14 protein-coding genes, 2 rRNA genes and 1 pseudogene are annotated in these 17,375 nt (G+C 73.6%); 14 read left to right on the top strand and 3 right to left on the bottom strand.

What is annotated here, in order from left to right:
• From E6R18_RS31365 to E6R18_RS34500, 4 genes are all read left to right on the top strand, one after another.
• Nucleotides 1-104 (top strand): 23S ribosomal RNA (locus E6R18_RS31365); the annotation flags it as partial.
• 108 nt (nt 105-212) lie between these two features.
• A 5S ribosomal RNA gene (gene rrf / locus E6R18_RS31360) occupies nt 213-329 on the top strand.
• A 214-nt stretch (nt 330-543) separates the two neighbouring features.
• Nucleotides 544-1,908, top strand: coding sequence for a hypothetical protein (locus E6R18_RS35325; RefSeq protein ID WP_206308478.1), 1,365 nt, complete (start codon nt 544-546; stop codon nt 1,906-1,908).
• Nucleotides 1,845-2,645 (top strand): tetratricopeptide repeat protein, encoded by an 801-nt coding sequence (locus tag E6R18_RS34500; protein ID WP_240799914.1) that lies wholly within the window; start codon nt 1,845-1,847, stop codon nt 2,643-2,645. Before E6R18_RS35325 ends, E6R18_RS34500 begins: the two co-directional genes overlap by 64 nt.
• Before the next feature lie 64 nt (nt 2,646-2,709).
• Here the strand turns inward: E6R18_RS34500 and E6R18_RS31350 are convergent, their stop codons facing one another.
• The gene (locus E6R18_RS31350) at nt 2,710-3,990 is read right to left on the bottom strand and encodes a DUF1015 domain-containing protein (protein WP_136320260.1); all 1,281 of its coding nucleotides are present in this window, start codon (nt 3,988-3,990) and stop codon (nt 2,710-2,712) included.
• A 71-nt stretch (nt 3,991-4,061) separates the two neighbouring features.
• On the opposite strand from E6R18_RS31350, the gene E6R18_RS31345 reads away from it, so the two are divergent.
• From E6R18_RS31345 to E6R18_RS31325, 4 genes are all read left to right on the top strand, one after another.
• Nucleotides 4,062-5,090, top strand: coding sequence for an HAD-IIA family hydrolase (locus E6R18_RS31345; RefSeq protein WP_136320259.1), 1,029 nt, complete (start codon nt 4,062-4,064; stop codon nt 5,088-5,090).
• Nucleotides 5,091-5,380: 290 nt separating this feature from the next.
• Nucleotides 5,381-6,340 (top strand): iron chelate uptake ABC transporter family permease subunit, encoded by a 960-nt coding sequence (locus E6R18_RS31340; RefSeq protein WP_136320266.1) that lies wholly within the window; start codon nt 5,381-5,383, stop codon nt 6,338-6,340.
• Nucleotides 6,337-7,410: an iron chelate uptake ABC transporter family permease subunit gene (locus tag E6R18_RS31335; protein ID WP_136320258.1), complete on the top strand. Its 1,074-nt coding sequence runs from the start codon at nt 6,337-6,339 to the stop codon at nt 7,408-7,410. Before E6R18_RS31340 ends, E6R18_RS31335 begins: the two co-directional genes overlap by 4 nt.
• Nucleotides 7,411-7,529: 119 nt before the next feature.
• Complete coding sequence (locus E6R18_RS31325; protein ID WP_136320256.1) at nt 7,530-8,339, top strand: ABC transporter ATP-binding protein; 810 nt, start codon at nt 7,530-7,532, stop codon at nt 8,337-8,339.
• 125 nt (nt 8,340-8,464) lie between these two features.
• Here E6R18_RS31325 and E6R18_RS31320 read toward each other — a convergent pair whose 3' ends face one another.
• Nucleotides 8,465-8,812, bottom strand: a complete 348-nt coding sequence (locus tag E6R18_RS31320) for an SCP2 sterol-binding domain-containing protein (RefSeq protein ID WP_136320255.1) — start codon at nt 8,810-8,812, stop codon at nt 8,465-8,467.
• Between the two features lie 55 nt (nt 8,813-8,867).
• Here E6R18_RS31320 and E6R18_RS31315 point away from each other — a divergent pair, with 55 nt between their 5' ends.
• The 6 genes and pseudogenes from E6R18_RS31315 to E6R18_RS31290 all read left to right on the top strand — a co-directional run bounded on the left by E6R18_RS31315 (nt 8,868) and on the right by E6R18_RS31290 (nt 15,094).
• A complete protein-coding gene (locus E6R18_RS31315) occupies nt 8,868-9,137 on the top strand; it encodes a hypothetical protein (protein WP_136320265.1) in 270 nt (89 codons plus the stop codon).
• Nucleotides 9,138-9,144: 7 nt separating this feature from the next.
• Nucleotides 9,145-9,960, top strand: a complete 816-nt coding sequence (locus E6R18_RS31310) for a TlyA family RNA methyltransferase (protein WP_136320254.1) — start codon at nt 9,145-9,147, stop codon at nt 9,958-9,960.
• Nucleotides 9,957-10,862, top strand: a complete 906-nt coding sequence (locus E6R18_RS31305; protein WP_026250428.1) for an NAD kinase — start codon at nt 9,957-9,959, stop codon at nt 10,860-10,862. Before E6R18_RS31310 ends, E6R18_RS31305 begins: the two co-directional genes overlap by 4 nt.
• Nucleotides 10,863-10,936: 74 nt before the next feature.
• Nucleotides 10,937-12,682, top strand: a complete 1,746-nt coding sequence (gene recN, locus E6R18_RS31300) for a DNA repair protein RecN (RefSeq protein ID WP_206308476.1) — start codon at nt 10,937-10,939, stop codon at nt 12,680-12,682.
• 342 nt (nt 12,683-13,024) lie between these two features.
• Nucleotides 13,025-14,110: a glycosyltransferase family 4 protein gene (locus tag E6R18_RS31295; RefSeq protein ID WP_136320252.1), complete on the top strand. Its 1,086-nt coding sequence runs from the start codon at nt 13,025-13,027 to the stop codon at nt 14,108-14,110.
• Between the two features lie 143 nt (nt 14,111-14,253).
• Nucleotides 14,254-15,094 (top strand): annotated as a pseudogene (locus E6R18_RS31290) (sulfurtransferase).
• A gap of 162 nt (nt 15,095-15,256) precedes the next feature.
• On the opposite strand, the gene E6R18_RS31280 reads toward E6R18_RS31290, so the two are convergent.
• Entirely contained in the window at nt 15,257-17,059 is a 1,803-nt protein-coding gene (locus tag E6R18_RS31280) for a glycoside hydrolase family 15 protein (protein WP_136320264.1), read from the bottom strand.
• Nucleotides 17,060-17,375 lie beyond the last annotated feature (316 nt).

Below are 17,375 nucleotides of genomic sequence, written 5' to 3'. Positions count from 1 at the left end.
TGATTGGTTAAGGCTCCCAGTAGACGACTGGGTTGATAGGCCAGATGTGGAAGCCCGGTAACGGGTGGAGCTGACTGGTACTAATAGGCCGAGGGCTTGTCCTCAGTTGCTCGCGTCCACTGTGTTGTTCCCGGGTTGCGAACAGTCGCACCGGTTGAACAGCTTCACTACTTAATTGAAAAGTGTGCTTGTTCGCTTGAACCCGATGGGGTTTCGGTGGTCATTGCGTTAGGGAAACGCCCGGTTACATTCCGAACCCGGAAGCTAAGCCTTTCAGCGCCGATGGTACTGCAGGGGGGACCCTGTGGGAGAGTAGGACGCCGCCGAACAATCTTTGAAGGACCCTTGGTCCCAGCGTTCAACGCTGGGACCAAGGGTCCTTTTTGTTTTGCCGAAGCGCGTCGGATGACCGGCTGCGCAAGAATGTCTGTAGTACCCCGATGACAGGAGCCCCACCGATGTCCACCAACTCTCCCGACGATCGTTCGGAGCGCGAGCCGCGTCGCCGGGACGGCGGTGACCGGGGCGGTTTCGGCGGCGGCCGTGACGACCGTTCGCGTGGTCCGCGCCGGGACAACGACCGCAACGACCGCGGTGGATTCCGCCGTGACGACAGCCGGCCCACGACCGGCGGCGGTGGCGGCTTCCGCCGCGACGACCGCGACCGGGACCGTGCGCCGCGTCGGGACGACAGCCGTGGTGGTGGCTCGTCGGGCGGTGGTTTCCGTCGTGATGACCGTGGGGGTAACTCCGGCGGTGGTTTCCGGCGTGATGACCGTGGCGGTGGTTTCGACAACCGTGGTGGTGGGTTCCGTCGTGATGACCGTGCGCCGCGTCGTGAGGACGACCGTGGTGGTCGGCCGGGTGGTTTCGACCGCCGCGATGACCGCCGGGACGACCGGCGTGACGATCGGCCGCGTGGACCGCGTCGGGATGACGACAACCGTGGCGGCGGCTTCCGCCGTGACGACCGGCCCTCCGGTGGCGGTTTTCGCCGTGACGACAGCCGTGGGGGCTCCTCCGGTGGCGGCTTCCGGCGCGACGACAGCCGTGGTGGTGGCTCGTCGGGCGGTGGTTTCCGTCGTGATGACCGTGGCGGTGGTTTCGACAACCGTGGTGGTGGGTTCCGTCGTGATGACCGTGCGCCGCGTCGTGAGGACGACCGTGGTGGTCGGCCGGGCGGTTTCGACCGCCGCGATGACCGCCGGGACGACCGGCGTGACGATCGGCCGCGTGGACCGCGTCGGGATGACGACCGTGGTGGTCGGCCGGGCGGTTTCGACCGCCGCGATGACCGCCGGGACGACCGGCGTGACGATCGGCCGCGTGGACCGCGTCGGGATGACGACAACCGTGGCGGCGGCTTCCGCCGTGACGACCGGCCCTCCGGTGGCGGTTTTCGCCGTGACGACAGCCGTGGCGGCTCCTCCGGCGGTGGCTTCCGTCGTGACGACCGGCGCGATGACAACCGTGGTGGCGGTTACAGCGGTGGCGGCGGCGGCTTCCGCCGTGACGACCGGGACCGCGACCGCGCCCCGCGTCGTGAGGACGACCGTGGCGGGCGTCCCGGCGGCTACGAGCGCCGCGACGACCGGCGTGACGACCGGCGTGACGACCGCCCCCGCGGTCCCCGCCGCGAGGACAGCCGGCCGGGCACGGGTAGCGGGTTCCGCCGCGACGACCGGGACCGCGACCGTGGCCCGCGCCGTGACGACAACCGGGGCGGCGGCTACCGCGGCCGCGACGACCGGGACCGTGGCGGTTACCGCGGCCGGGACGACCGGGGTGGCCGTTCGGGCGGGTACGAGCGCCGGGACGACCGGGACCGCGAGCCCATCAAGCGGCTGCCCATCCCGGACGAGGTCACCGGTCACGAGATCGACCCGGATGTCCGGCAGGAGCTGCTGAGCCTGCCGAAGACCCTGGCCGAGGACGTGGCGAGGAACCTGGTCATGGTGGCCCGGCTCATCGACGAGGACCCCGAGCAGGCGTACGCGTACTCGCGCATCGCCCTGCGGCTGGCCTCGCGCGTCGCCGCCGTCCGTGAGGCCGCCGGCTTCGCCGCCTACGCGACCCAGAAGTACGCGGAGGCGCTGGCCGAGTTCCGGGCCTCCCGGCGGATGACCGGGTCCGTGGAGCTTTGGCCGGTCATGGCCGACTGCGAGCGCGGCCTCGGCCGGCCCGAGAAGGCCATGGCGATGGCCGGTGAGCCCGAGGTGCAGAAGCTGGACAAGGCCGGACAGGTCGAGATGCGTCTCGTGGCCGCCGGAGCCCGCCGGGACATGGGGCAGATCGACGCCGCCATCGTGACGCTGCAGAGCCCCGAGCTGGCATCGAGCGCCGTGCACCCGTGGACGCCCCGGCTGCGCTACGCCTACGCCGACGCGCTGCTCGCGGCGGGCCGCGAGGACGAGGCGCGCGAGTGGTTCGGCAAGGCCCTTGAGGCCGACAAGGACGGCGCCACGGACGCGTCGGACCGCCTCGCCGAGCTGGACGGCGTCGAGTTCGTCGACGCCCTCGTCGAGGATGAGGACGAGCACGCCACCGAGCCGCCCGTCGAGGCAGACACGGACAGCGCCGACGCGGAGAGCGTCGACGCCGACGCCGGCGACGCCACCGACGAGGACGGTCCGTCCAAGGCGTAAGGCATGACATGGAGAAGAGGGCGGCGCCCGCGAGTGCCGCCCTCTTCTCCATTCGCGTACGCGCTCAGCCGAGAGCGAGGCTGCGCAGGACCAGGCCCGTGGCCGGCTTCGGGCCGAAGGACGTCGACTTGCGGGGCATGGTGACGCCCTGCCGGGCCAGGTCCCGGACGAGTTCCTCGCGTACCGGATGCATCAGCACCGCCGTCGAGCCGTTCCGTTCGGCTTGCTCTACCGCGGCCGCGGTGTCGTGGATGTAGGCGATGTGCGACGGGTCGTCCGGGATCCGCCAGACATGGTCGAGCAGCGCCGTGTGCAGGACCGTCGCGTCCAGGGTGCGCCAGGCGGCCGGGCGGTCCGCCGGAACCGTACGGGTGAGCAGCGCCTCGTCCGGCCGGTCGACCAGATGGAAGCCGCCGTCGCCCGCCAGCAGGAAGGCGTTCCCCTCGGTGGCAGCGGCGGCCAGAGCGTCCAGAGCGCGGGGGAGCGGCCCCTCGACCTCGCGTACGCGGAACAGGCCGGACAGCGCGGCCAGCGCGTCCGGGACGGGCAGGCCGTGCAGCAGCCGGTGGATGGAGCGGACCCGGAGCGGGTAGCGGGCCGTGTCGACCAGAAGGACCAGGCCGAAGTCCCAGGGGCCCGGATCGGCGTGCTCCTGCTGGAGCCTGAGGTAGGTGGCCCAGCGGTGGTGGCCGTCCGCGATCAGCGCCTGGTGCCGGAGCAGGTCCGCCTCGATCTCCGCGCGGTCGGCGGGATCGGTGACCGCCCACAGCCGGTGGCGGAAGCCGTCCTCCGTGGTCGTGGCGAGCAACGGCGGGCGCTCGACGGTCCGCTCGATGACGGCGGTCGCACCCGTGGCCGCCTCCCCGTCGCTGCGGTACGTCAGCAGCAGCGGCTCCAGATGGGCCGCGGTGGTGCGCATCAGGTCGGCCCGGTCCTCGACGACATGCGCCATCACGTCCTCGTGCGGGAGCACCACGCCTTCGGCGGGACCGGAGAGCGCGAGGGCGCCGACGACGCCCCGCTGCAGGATCTCGTCGTTCCGCTGCTCGTACACGTACAGGGCGGGCTCCGATTCGGGGGCGAGTATGCCCTCGGCGAGCCAGCTGTCCAGGGTGGCGGCGGCCTGTTCGTTGCGGGCGGTGACGGTGTCGGCCTGGGGCAGGATCAGCCGCACGATGTTGTGCGGGTCCGCCGATTCCAGGTGGAGCAGCCCGTCGGGGCGTACGACGACGTCGTACGGGGGCGAGGTCACCGCGGCGAGACTGCCGACCCGCTCGGGGACGTAGCGCAGTCCACGGAACGGAATCAGACGCAGTCCCTGCTCCGCCGTGCCTCGTGTGTTCATTTCTGCATCGTATGTGCGGTACGGGGATACGCGATGATCGGGGGAGAAGCAGGCGATGAGGAGCGCGCGATATGAGTCAGGCGAGCAGGACCCGTCCGAGCGGCAGCAGCACCGCGTTGAGCGAGGCGTACGACACGGCGCTGCTCGACCTCGACGGGGTGGTGTACGCGGGCGGGCTGGCGATCAGACACGCGGTCGAGGCGCTCGGCACGGCGCGGGACGGCGGGATGCACCTGGCGTACGTCACCAACAACGCGCTGCGCACCCCGGCCGCCGTCGCGCAGCACCTCACCGAACTGGGCGTCCCGGCCGAGCCCACCGACGTGATCACCTCGGCGCAGGCCGTGGCCCGGCTCGTCGCCGACCAGCTGCCGGCCGGGGCGCGGGTGCTGGTGATCGGCGGCGAGGGGCTGCAAGTCGCCCTGCGTGAACGCGGGCTCGAACCGGTGGAGTCGGCGGACGACGACCCGGTCGCGGTGGTGCAGGGGTACGGAGGGCCGGACCTGGCGTGGGGCCGGTTCGCCGAGGCGTCGTACGCGATCAACCGCGGGCTGCCGTGGTTCGCGTCCAACACCGACCTGACGATTCCGGGCGCCCGGGGGATCGCGCCGGGCAACGGGGCAGCCGTCGAGGTCGTCCGGATCGCGACCGGTGCCGAGCCGCAGGTGGCGGGGAAGCCGCTCCCGCCGATGCACCGCGAGACCGTGCTGCGGACCGGGGCCGAACGGCCGCTCGTGGTCGGCGACCGGCTCGACACGGACATCGAGGGCGCGTTCAACGGGGGCGTCGACTCACTGCTCGTGCTCACCGGGGTCACGGACGCGGCGCAGTTGGTGGCCGCCGCGCCCGAGCACCGGCCGACGTACATCGACGCGGACCTGCGCGGCCTGCTCACCGGGCAGCCCGAGGTGACGCCGGCGGGCGAGAACTTCGGCTGCGGCGGCTGGACGGCGTCCGCCCGGGACGGCCGGCTCGTGGTGGACGGCGAAGGCGACGCGCTCGACGGGCTGCGGGCGCTGTGCGCGGCGGCCTGGTCGCACGCCGGTGACGGGGTGTGCGAGCTGGACGCGGAGAAGGCCGTGGCCCGGCTCGGGCTGTAGGAGCGGCCCGCGTGGCGGGCGGGCCGACCGAGAGCGCAGGTGGCCGGCGGCGAGCGGGCCGAGGCGCAGGGCCGGCGGCGAGCGGGCCGAAGGCGCAGGGTCGGCGGCGAGCGGGCCGAAAGGGCAGGTGGCCGGGGGAGGGCCGGGCCGGGGGCCCGGGAGGCTGGGTAGGCTAACCTAACCGAGTGTTGGTTGAAAGTCCCCCGGATTCCAGTCCCGGCCCGATAGCCGCGCCGGACAAGGCCGCCGCCCCCCGCAGGCGTCACGCGGCGCGAGCGGCGGGGCTCCTGGTGGCCGTGGCCGTCCTCGTGCTGGTGTGCTTCGCGAGCATCGCGATCGGTGCCAAGGCGCTGCCCCTCTCCGACGTGTGGCACGGCCTGTTCCACTACGCGGGCAGCGGCGACGACGTCCTCGTACGCAAGGTGCGCATTCCGCGCACCCTGCTCGGGCTGCTCGTCGGCGCCGCGCTCGGGCTCGCCGGGGCGGTGATGCAGGCGCTGACCCGCAACCCCCTCGCGGAGCCCGGCATCCTCGGCGTCAACGCTGGTGCGTCGGCCGCCGTCGTCTCCGCCATCAGCTTCTTCGGTGTGACCTCGCTGACCGGTTACGTCTGGTTCGCCTTCGCCGGTGCCGCGATCGTGTCGGTGGCCGTGTACTTCCTCGGCGGCAGCCGCTCCGCCACCCCCGTGCGCCTCGCGCTCGCCGGGACGGCCGTCACCGCCGCGCTGTACGGGTACGTCAACGCCGTACAGCTGCTGGACTCGGCGGCGCTGGACCGGCTGCGGTTCTGGACGGTCGGCTCGCTGGCCTCCGCGAACACCGAGACGGTCGGCAAGGTGTGGCCGTTCATCGCGCTGGGCGTGCTGCTGACCGCGTTCATCGCGCGCCCGCTCAACGCCCTGGAGATGGGCGACGACACGGCGCGGGCGCTCGGCGCCCACCTCACCCGGACCCGCTTCCTCGCGATGCTCGCCGTCACCCTGCTGTGCGGGGCGGCCACCGCCGCGTGCGGGCCGATCGTCTTCATCGGGCTGATGATCCCGCACCTGGTGCGCGCCCTCACCGGGCCCGACCTGCGGTGGATCCTGCCGTACGCGGCCGTGCTCTCCCCGGTGCTCCTGCTCGGCGCGGACGTGGTCGGCCGGGTCATCGCCCGCCCGTCCGAACTCCAGGTCGGCATCGTCACGGCGCTGATCGGCGGGCCCGTCTTCATCCACCTCGTACGACGCAAGAGGATGTCCCAGCTGTGAAGGCCACGACCACGAAGGGGTCGGCGCGCGGCGGCCGTCCGGTGCGCGCCGTGCGCACACCCGGCGGGTACTCGTTCCGGATGAACGTCCGGGCGGCCCTGGTGATCCTGCTCCTGGCCGTCGTCGCGGCCGGGGCCGCGGTCGTCCTCATCGGCAGCGGCGACTTCTCGATGACGCCCGGCGAGGTCGTCACCACGCTCTTCGGCCACGGCACCTTCCAGCAGGAGTTCATCGTCACGGACCTGCGGCTGCCGCGGGTGCTCGTCGGACTCCTCGTCGGCGCGGCGCTCGGGGCCGGCGGCGCCGTCTTCCAGACCATCTCCCGCAACCCGCTCGGCAGCCCCGACGTCCTCGGCTTCGGCCAGGGCGCCACGGTCGGCGCGCTCACCGTGATCGTCCTGTTCCAGGGCAGCGCGGCGGCGGTCTCGGCCGGGGCGGTCACCGGCGGCCTGCTGACCGGTGTCGCCGTCTACCTGCTCGCCTGGAAGCGCGGCGTGCACGGCTTCCGGCTCGTCCTGGTCGGCATCGGCGCGGCCGCGATGCTGACCGCCGCGACCCAGTACCTGATCACCAAGGCCGACCTGGTCGACGCGACGCGTGCCGTCGTCTGGATGACCGGCTCCCTCGACGGCCGGGACTGGGCGCAGGTCTGGCCCCTGCTCGTCGTCTGCGCCGTGCTGCTCCCGCTGGTGTACGGGCACGGGCCGGCCCTGCGGGTCATGGAGATGGGCGACGACGCCGCGTACGCGCTCGGCGTGCGGGTCGAACGCACCCGCCTCCTCCTCATGGGCTCCGCCGTCCTGCTCGTCGCCGTCGCCACGGCCGCCGCCGGACCCATCGCGTTCATCTCGCTGAGCGCCCCCCAGCTGGCGCGCCGGCTCACCCGCTCCACGGGCCCCAACCTGGTGGCCGCGACCGTCATGGGCGCGGCGCTGCTGCTCGTCGCCGACTGGATCGCGCTCGACGCGTTCGGAGACCGGCAGCTGCCCGTCGGCGTCGTCACCGGGGTGCTGGGCGGCTGCTACCTGGTGTGGCTCCTGGTGACCGAGCGCAAGGCGGGCCGCATATGAAGGCCGCCGCCGAGCCCGCCGCCTCTGCCGAGCCCGCCGCCTCTGCCCAGCCGGCCGCCGCCGCCGTCCCCGCCGCCTCTGCCGGCCCCATCGAACCGTCCGACCCCCGGAGTACGACCATGCAGCGCCTCACCGCGGACAAGGTGACCCTCGGATACGACCAGCGGGTCATCGCGGAGAACCTCTCGGTCGAGATACCCGACCACTCGTTCACCGTGATCGTCGGCCCCAACGCCTGCGGCAAGTCGACCTTGCTGCGGGCGCTCTCGCGGATGCTGAAGCCGAGCCGCGGGCAGGTGCTGCTGGACGGGCAGTCGATCCACGGCCTGCCCGCGAGGAAGGTCGCGAAGACCCTGGGCCTGCTGCCCCAGTCCTCGATCGCACCGGACGGCATCACCGTCGCGGACCTCGTGGCCCGGGGACGCTACCCGCACCAGGGGCTGCTGCGGCAGTGGTCGCCCGAGGACGAACGCGTGGTCGAGGAGTCGATGGCGTCGACCGGCGTCGGTGAACTCGCCGATCGCTATGTCGATGAATTGTCCGGCGGTCAGCGCCAGCGGGTCTGGATCGCGATGGCCCTCGCCCAGCAGACGCCGCTGCTGCTCCTGGACGAGCCGACGACGTACCTCGACATCCAGCACCAGATCGACGTCCTCGACCTGTGCGCCGAACTGCACGAGACGCAGGGGCGCACGCTGGTGGCCGTCCTGCACGACCTGAACCACGCGGCGCGCTACGCCACGCATCTCATCGCGATGCGGGGCGGGGAGGTCGTCGCGGAGGGGGCGCCCGGGGAGATCGTCACCGCGGAACTGGTGGAGCGGGTGTTCGGGCTGCGGTGCCAGGTGATCTCCGATCCGGAGACGGGGACGCCGTTGGTGGTGCCGGCCGCGCGGGCGCGCGGAGCGCGCGGGTCTCTGGCGGTGTGACCCTGGCCCCCCGGCCCTGGCTCTGTCCTCAAGCACCGGACGGGCTGGGTTTTGCCGGCTGGTGTGGTTTTGCCCGCTGGGCTCCAAGACGTCCTCAAGCGCCGGACGGGCTCGATGGGGTGCGGCTACAGCAGTGACTTCAGTTTCAGCAGGTCCCGGAAGCCGGCCTCCAGGCGGACTCGGCCCGCTGCCCACGCCTTCGCGAAGTTCAGGTCGCCGTTCACCATGGCGACCAGGTCGTCGCCGGTCATCGCGAGGCGGATCTCGGCCTTGTCGCGGGGTGGGCCCTCCAGCGTGTCCAGGACCTGGATGCGGCCGCCGGAGAGGCGTCCGGTGAACGTGATGTCCAGGTCCTTGATGTGGCAGCTGAGCGAGCGGTCCAGGCCGGCCGCGCGGCGCACGCCGCCGTCGGCCCCCGCGAGGTTGTCGGAAAGTCTGTCGAGTGCGCTGCGGCACTCCGCCATGGTCGCCATCGTGATCGACGGTACCCCAGCCCCACGCGGTAGCGTTTCCCGCATGAGCGACCCGATGCCCGATCCCGAGACGGGCGCCCCGCCGGAGCCGGCCGAGCCCGCGGGGCCCGCGCCGCTCGGTGTCGTACGGGCCCCGACCGGCAACGTCGGAGTGGACGTCCTGCTGGAGCGGCTGGCCGATGCCGACCACCTGTCGGCGGACGGACACACCGAGGTGTACGAGGATGTACACCGGGGCCTGCGCGAGGCGCTGAGCGCGCTGGACGCCGGGCCCGCACCCGCACCGGTACCCGCACCGATGCCCTCGTACAACCACAGGAGCTGAACCGAACGTGGCAGGAGTCGCCCGTCGCCGTCTGGACGCCGAGCTGGTACGCCGGAAGCTGGCCCGCTCGCGCGAGCACGCGAGCCAGCTGATCGCGGCGGGCCGGGTGACCGTCGGCGGCAACACCGCGACCAAACCGGCCACCCAGGTCGAGACCAGCGCCGCCGTCGTCGTCACCAAGGACGACAGCGACCCCGAGTACGTCTCGCGCGGCGGCCACAAGCTCGCGGGCGCCCTCGCCGCCTTCGTCCCGCTCGGGCTCGAGGTCGAGGGGCGGCGGGTGCTGGACGCCGGGGCGTCGACCGGCGGGTTCACCGATGTGCTGCTGCGCGCCGGGGCCGCCCGCGTCGTCGCCGTGGACGTGGGCTACGGGCAGCTCGCCTGGTCGCTCCAGTCCGACGCGCGCGTCACCGTCAAGGACCGCACCAACGTGCGCGAACTGACCCTGGAGGCGATCGACGGCGAGCCGGTGGACCTGGTGGTGGGCGACCTGTCGTTCATCCCGCTCGGGCTCGTCCTGCCGGCCCTGGTCCGCTGCGCCGCCCCCGACGCCGACCTGGTCCTCATGGTCAAACCGCAGTTCGAGGTCGGCAAGGAACGCCTCGGCAGCGGTGGCGTGGTGCGCAGCCCCGAACTGCGCGCCGAGGCGGTACGCGAGGTGGCCCGCCGGGCGTGGGCGCTGGGCCTGGGGGTCCGGGGCGTGACGGCGAGCCCGCTGCCCGGGCCGTCGGGGAACGTCGAGTACTTTCTTTGGCTGCGGGCCGGAGCACCTGAACTGGATCCCGCGGATGTCGACCGTGCAGTGGCGGAGGGGCCTCGTTGACGACGAATGCGGCACGTACAGTCTTCCTTTTGGCGCACACCGGCCGCCCGGCCGCGATCCGCAGCGCCGAACTCGTGGTGCAGGGCCTGCTCCGCAACGGCCTGGGCGTACGGGTCCTGGCGACGGAGGCGGCCGACCTGCCGCTGCCGGCGTCCGTCGAGACCGTCACCGACGCCACGCCCGAGGTGCTGAACGGCTGCGAGCTCCTGATCGTGCTGGGCGGCGACGGAACCCTGCTGCGCGGCGCCGAACTCTCGCGCGCCTCCGGGGTGCCGATGCTCGGCGTCAACCTCGGCCGGGTCGGCTTCCTCGCGGAGGCCGAGCGCGACGACCTCGACAAGGTCGTCGACCGGGTCGTCACCCGGGCGTACACGGTCGAGGAGCGCATGACGATCGACGTCCTGGTGCACAGCAACGGCGACGTCGTCCACACCGACTGGGCGCTCAACGAGGCGGCCGTGCAGAAGGTGTCGCCCGAGCGGATGCTCGAAGTGGTCCTGGAGATCGACGGCCGCCCGGTGACCGGCTTCGGCTGCGACGGCATCGTGTGCGCGACGCCCACCGGCTCGACCGCGTACGCCTTCTCGGCCGGCGGCCCCGTCGTCTGGCCCGAGGTCGAGGCGCTGCTCATGGTCCCGATCAGCGCCCACGCGCTCTTCGCCAAGCCGCTGGTGACGTCGCCGACCTCGGTGCTCGCCGTCGAGGTCCAGCCGCACACCCCGCACGGGGTGCTGTGGTGCGACGGGCGCAGGACCGTCGAGCTGCCCTCGGGGGCGCGGGTCGAGGTGCGGCGCGGTGCCGTGCCGGTACGGCTGGCCCGGCTGCACCAGGCGTCCTTCACGGACCGGCTGGTCGCCAAGTTCGCCCTGCCGGTGTCGGGGTGGCGGGGCGCGCCCCACTGACCCCGGGCGGGCCGGACGATCCGGCGTCCCGGCCGTGGCCCGTGTGCACGCGGGCCGGGAAACCTCGTATGGTCATGTCCGTGTTGGAGGAGATGCGGATACGGTCGCTCGGGGTCATCGACGACGCGGTGGTGGAGCTGTCACCCGGTTTCACCGCGGTGACGGGCGAGACCGGCGCCGGCAAGACCATGGTCGTCACCAGCCTGGGGCTGCTGCTCGGCGGGCGCGCCGACCCCGCCCTGGTGCGGATCGGCGCCAAGGCCGCGGTCGTCGAGGGCCGGATCACGGTGGCCGAGGGCGACGCGGTGGCGGTCCGGGCCGAGGAGGCCGGGGCCGAGGTCGAGGACGGTGCGCTGCTCATCAGCCGTACCGTCTCCGCCGAAGGGCGCTCCCGGGCGCACCTCGGCGGCAGATCCGTGCCGGTGGGCGTGCTGTCCGAGCTGGCCGACGAACTCGTCGCCGTGCACGGCCAGACCGATCAGCAGGGCCTCCTCAAGCCGGCCCGGCAGCGCCAGGCCCTCGACCGGTACGCGGGCGACGGCGTCGCCGTGCCCCTGGCCAAGTACGCGGCGGCCTACCGGCGGCTGCGGGACGTCGCCGGGGAGCTGGACGAGCTGACGACGCGGGCCCGCGAGCGCGCCCAGGAAGCCGACCTGCTGCGCTTCGGGCTGAACGAGATCGCCGCCGTCGAACCGCTGCCCGGCGAGGACGCGGAGCTGGCCGCCGAGGCCCAGCGCCTCGGCCACGCCGACGCCCTGGCCTCCGCCGCCGCCCTCGCGCACACCGCGCTGGCCGGCAACCCGGAGGACCCGGAGGCCGTCGACGCGACGACCGTCGTGGCCGCCGCCGCGCAGGCACTCGACGGGGTGCGCTCGCACGACCCGGCGCTCGCCGCGCTGGCCGACCGGGTCGGGGAGATCTCCATCCTGCTCGCCGACGTCTCGGGCGAACTGTCCGGGTACGCGGACCAGCTGGACGCCGACCCGCTGCGGCTCGCCGCCGTCGAGGAGCGGCGCGCGGCGCTCACCGGCCTCACCCGCAAGTACGGCGCGGACATCACCGCCGTGCTGGCCTGGGCGCAGGAGGGCGCGGACCGGCTGACCGAGCTGGAGGGCGACGACGACCGGATCGGCGAGCTCACCGCGGAGCGGGACGCGCTGCGCGCCGAACTCTCCGGCCTCGGGCAGGCGTTGACCGACGCCCGGACGGCGGCCGCCGCGTCCTTCGCCGAAGCGGTGACCGAGGAGCTGGCGTCGCTCGCCATGCCGCACGCCCGGGTGTCCTTCGACATCCGGCAGACCGACGCGGCGGACGAGGCATCCGGCATCGGGATCGGCGGCCGCGACGTGGCCTACGGGCCGTCCGGCGCCGACGAGGTCGAGCTGCTTTTGGCCCCGCACCCCGGTGCCCAGCCCCGGCCGATCGCCAAGGGCGCTTCGGGCGGTGAGCTGTCCCGGGTGATGCTCGCCGTCGAGGTGGTGTTCGCGGGCTCCGACCCCGTACCCACCTACCTCTTCGACGAGGTCGACGCGGGGGTCGGCGGCAAGGCGGCCGTCGAGGTCGGGCGGCGCCTGGCGAAGCTCGCCAGGTCGGCCCAGGTCGTGGTCGTCACACACCTGCCCCAGGTGGCCGCGTTCGCCGACCGGCAGCTGCTGGTCGAGAAGACCGTGGACGGCTCGGTGACCAGCAGCGGGGTCACCGTCCTGGAGGGCGAGGACCGGGTACGGGAACTGTCCCGGATGCTCGCCGGCCAGGAGGACTCCGAGACGGCCCGCGCCCACGCGGAGGAACTGCTCGCGACCGCCCGCGCCGACGGGTAGGGGGAGCCACGGCCGGGGCCGCACCGCGACCCCGGCCGCCGCACCCGGCGTACGCCCCGGCCGCCGCACCCGGCGTACGGATGTCGCAACCGACGTGCGCGCGCCTGCCCCACGTACGGATGACGCAATCGACGTACGCGCGCCTGTCCCACGTACGGATGACACACCCCGCGTACGGGTGTCGTGGCGCCGCACACACTTTCACCCGTGCGGGTGGTGTGGGGTGCCCGGTTTGTCGCGATGAGCACCGGAGTAGCGGTTCCGTCGTGCCGGAACGTGCGTACGGACTGGCATCCTTGGCGTGTTCATACCCCTGAATCGGGAGCCCCGGGAGCCAATCACGTGTCACAGCTGCGTGCGGTCCAAGTGCTCGGCGGCGGCAGTGCCGGCAGCAGCGCCCATGTCGGCTCGCTGGCCGCCGGACTGGTCGCCCGAGGCGTGCGGGTCACCGTCTGCGCGCCGGCCGCACTGGACCGCGCCCACGACTTCTCCGCCGCGGGCGCCCACTTCGCGCCCGTGCCCCGGCGCAGCGACCCCGCCGCCGTCGCCGCGCTGCGCGCCGCCTGCGCCGGTGCGGACGTCGTCCACGCGCACGGCCTGCACGCCGCCGTCCGGGCCGCGCTCGCGCTCGGCGGGCGGCGCGTACCGCTGGTCGTCACCTGGCACACCCGGGCCCACGCCGAAGGCGCCCGCCGCCGGCTGCTGCACCTGCTGGAGCGAAAGGCGGCGCGTACGGCAACCGTTGTGCTCGCCACCTCCTCCGACCTGGTCGACCGGGCGCGCAGCCGGGGCGCCCGCGACGCCCGGCTCGCACCCGTGTCCGCACCGCTGCCGCGCCTGCCCGCCGCACCGCCCTCCGACAAGGTGCGGGCCGAACTGGGGGCGGTGGGGCGTCCGTTGATCGTCGCGGTGGGCAGCCTCGTCCCGCATCACGGCTACGGCACACTGCTCGACGCGGCAGCCGCGTGGCGCGGGCTCGACCCCGTACCGCTGCTGGTCGTCGTCGGTGAGGGGCGGGAGCGGGCGGCCCTGCGGCGGCGGATCACGGCCGATGACCTGCCCGTCGAGCTGCTCGGCAGCCGGTCCGACGCCTCCGCGCTCCTGGCCGCCGCCGATGTGGCGGTCCTGCCCAGCCGCTGGGAGTCCCGCTCGACGGTGGCCCAGGAGGCGCTGCGGGCCGGGGTGCCCCTGGTCGCCACGGCGGTCGGCGGAACGCCCGAACTCGTGGGCGACGCGGCGGTCCTCGTGCCGTACGCGGATGCCGACGCGCTGTCCGGGGCCGTGGCCCGGCTGCTCGGCGACCCGGCCGAACGGGCCCGGCTGGCCGCCGATGGCCTCCGGCAGGCGGCGAGTTGGCCGAGCGAGGACGACACGATCGCCCAGGTGCTCTGCGTCTACGACGAGTTGGTCCAGCCCCTCGGCCGCTGAGCGGCCGAGGCGGCCGTTGACAGCGCCCGTACCGGCTGCGATCTTGAAAATCCGTGTCGGACGGACCGGTCCGGGCAGCGGGGAGGGCATGTGCGCGAGGACGCTCAGCCGTACGGCGACTGGGAGGCTGCCGTGAGGCTGCCGTGAGCGAGCTGCCCGGACCGCTGGTCACCACCGACTGGCTCGCCGCGCACCTCGGCGCCCCCGGACTGCTGGTGCTCGACGCCTCGGTCGGCGCGCACCGGGGCGCCGGCCGGCGGATCGCGGGCGCCCGGCCCTTCGACATCGACGGCGCGCTCTCGGACCCCGCCGACCCGCTGCCGCACACCATGCCGGACGCCGGCCGGTTCACCGACGAGCTGCGCGCTGGGCCTCGATGACGGGGACACCGTCGTCGTCTACGACGGCGTCGGCATCTACTCCAGTGCCCGGGCCTGGTGGATGCGGCGGGCGATGGGCTTCGACCGGGCCGCCGTCCTCGCTGGCGGCCTGCCCGCATGGAGGGCCGCCGGCCTGCCCGTGGATGAGGGCGCGCCCGGGGCCGCCGCCGGGCCCGGCGACTTCACGGCCCGGCCCCGCCCCGGACTCGTCGTGGGCGCCGACGCGGTGGCGGACGAGCTGGGTGACCCGGGGGCCGTGGTGTTCGACGCCAGGACCCGGGGCCGGTTCGCCGGTACGGAGCCCGAGCCGCGTGCCGGGCTGCCCGGCGGCCACATGCCGGGAGCCGTGAACCTGCCCTTCGGCGAGATCCAGGACGGGGGCCGGATGCGGTCCCCGGCCGAGCTGCGCACCGCCTTCTCCGCCCTGGCCGGCGGCCGGGAGCGGTTGTACTTCAGCTGCGGGTCGGGCGTGACCGCCTGCGTGCCGGCGCTGGGCGCCGAGCCGGCCGGCTACCGCGGGCCGGCCGTCTACGACGGGTCCTGGAGCGAGTGGGGACTGGCCTCCGGGAGCCGCCCGGTCGTGACGGGCCCCGGGCAGGGCTGAGCCGGGCAGGACCGGGACGGGCAGGACCGGGACGGGCAGGACCGGGACGGGGTGGTCGGGGTACGCCGGAGCCCGGCGCCCCCCGACCGGAGCCCGGCGCCCCCCGACCGGAGCCCGGCGCCCCCCGACCGGAGCCCGGCGCCCCCCGACCGGAGCCCGGCGTCAGCCCACGTAGGCCCCGCTCGCGGTCAGCCGCAGGGCCGTGTCGATCAGCGGCACGTGGCTGAACGCCTGCGGGAAGTTGCCCACCTGGCGCTGCCGGCGCGCGTCCCACTCCTCGGCCAGCAGGCCCAGGTCGTTGCGCAGGGAGAGCAGCTTCTCGAAGAGCCGGCGGGCCTCGTCGACCCGGCCGATCATCGCCAGGTCGTCCGCCAGCCAGAACGAGCAGGCCAGGAACGCGCCCTCGTCGCCCTCCAGGCCGTCCACGCCCGCGTCGTCGCCCGCGGTGGGGTAGCGGAGCACGAAGCCGTCCTCCGTGGACAGCTCCCGTTGGATCGCCTCGATCGTGCCGATGACCCGCTTGTCGTCGGGCGGCAGGAAGCCCATCTGCGGGATCAGCAGCAGGGAGGCGTCCAGCTCCTTCGACCCGTACGACTGGGTGAAGGTGTTGCGCTCGGGGTCGTAGCCCCGCTCGCAGACGTCGCGGTGGATGTCGTCGCGCAGGCCGCGCAACCGCTCCAGCGGTCCTTCCGCGTCGCCGGACTCGATGAGCTTGATCGTCCGGTCCACGGCGACCCAGGCCATCACCTTGGAGTGCACGAAGTGCCGGCGCGGCCCGCGCACCTCCCAGATGCCCTCGTCCGGTTCGCCCCAGTGCTTCTCCAGGTATTCGATCAGCTTGAGCTGGAGCCCGGTGGCGTAGTCGTTGCGGGCCAGGCCCGTCATGTGCGCGAGGTGCAGCGCCTCGGTGACCTCGCCGTACACATCCAGCTGGAGCTGGCCCGCGGCCCCGTTGCCGACCCGGACCGGGGCGGAGTTCTCGTAGCCCGGCAGCCACTCCAGCTCGGCCTCGCCCAGCTCCCGTTCGCCCGCGATCCCGTACATGATCTGCAGGTTCTCCGGGTCGCCGGCGACCGCCCGCAGCAGCCACTCGCGCCAGGCGCGGGCCTCCTCGCGGTAGCCGGTGCGCAGCAGCGAGGACAGGGTGATCGCGGCGTCGCGCAGCCAGGTGTAGCGGTAGTCCCAGTTGCGGGAGCCGCCGAGGTCCTCGGGCAGCGAGGTGGTCGGCGCGGCGACGATGCCGCCGGTCGGCGCGTACGTCAGGGCCTTCAGCGTGATCAGCGAACGGACCACGGCCTCGCGGTAGGGCCCGTGGTACGTACACTGCTCGACCCACTCGCGCCAGAAGTCCGCGGTCGCCTCCAGAGAGCCCTCCGGGTCCGCGAGCGCGGGCGGCTCGTGGTGCGAGGGCTGCCAGCTGATGGTGAACGCGATCCGGTCACCGGGGGCGACGGTGAAGTCGGAGTACGTGGTCAGGTTCTCGCCGTAGGTGTCGGCCGTGGTGTCCAGCCAGACCGAGTCCGGCCCGGCGACGGCGACCGTACGGGTGTCCACCTTGTGCACCCAGGGAGTGACCCGCCCGTAGCTGAACCGCATCCGCAGCTCCGAGCGCATCGGCACCCGGCCGCTGACGCCCTCCACGATCCGGATGAGCTGCGGCGCACCGTCGCGCGGCGGCATGAAGTCGGTCACTCTGACCGTGCCGCGTGGCGTGTCCCACTCCGATTCGAGGATCAGTGAGTCCCCGCGGTAGCGGCGGCGGTCCGCCGAGGGCGGCTCCGCGCCCTCGGGGCGGGCCGGCCCCAGGCGCCAGAACCCGTGTTCCTCGGTGCCCAGCAGCCCCGCGAAAACGGCGTGTGAATCGAAGCGGGGCAGGCACAGCCAGTCGGCTGTGCCGTCCCGGCAGACCAGGGCGGCGGTCTGCATGTCTCCGATGAGTGCGTAATCCTCGATGCGCCCGGCCACGTGCATCTCCAGTCGAACGGCCATGTCGCCCCGTGGGGCGCTTACTGCGGGTCAAGAGGTCGTTGCAAGGGGTTGTTGTGGGGGGACCTGCGAGCTCCTACCTCGCCCGAGCGAGTGTCCGAGCAGGATACGACGCACCTGGGGGGTCCGCGCGCCCCTCTCGCGAACTGGGCTGAGCCGATCGAGTGGGGGACGAGTGGCGCGAGGGAATCGCGGGCGCTCACGCGCCGGGTGGCCGGAAGCGGTCTCCCCCTGTCGCTGTTACCCTGGTAGCCCGTGGACCGGTGGTCGTCGGCGAGAGCAGACGAGGCCCCCG

The organism is Streptomyces sp. A1277 (genome assembly GCF_004795015.1).
Lineage (GTDB): Bacteria > Actinomycetota > Actinomycetes > Streptomycetales > Streptomycetaceae > Streptomyces.
Note: the sequence above shows the minus strand (reverse complement) of the source record. Positions and strands in the feature narration are given on the sequence as shown.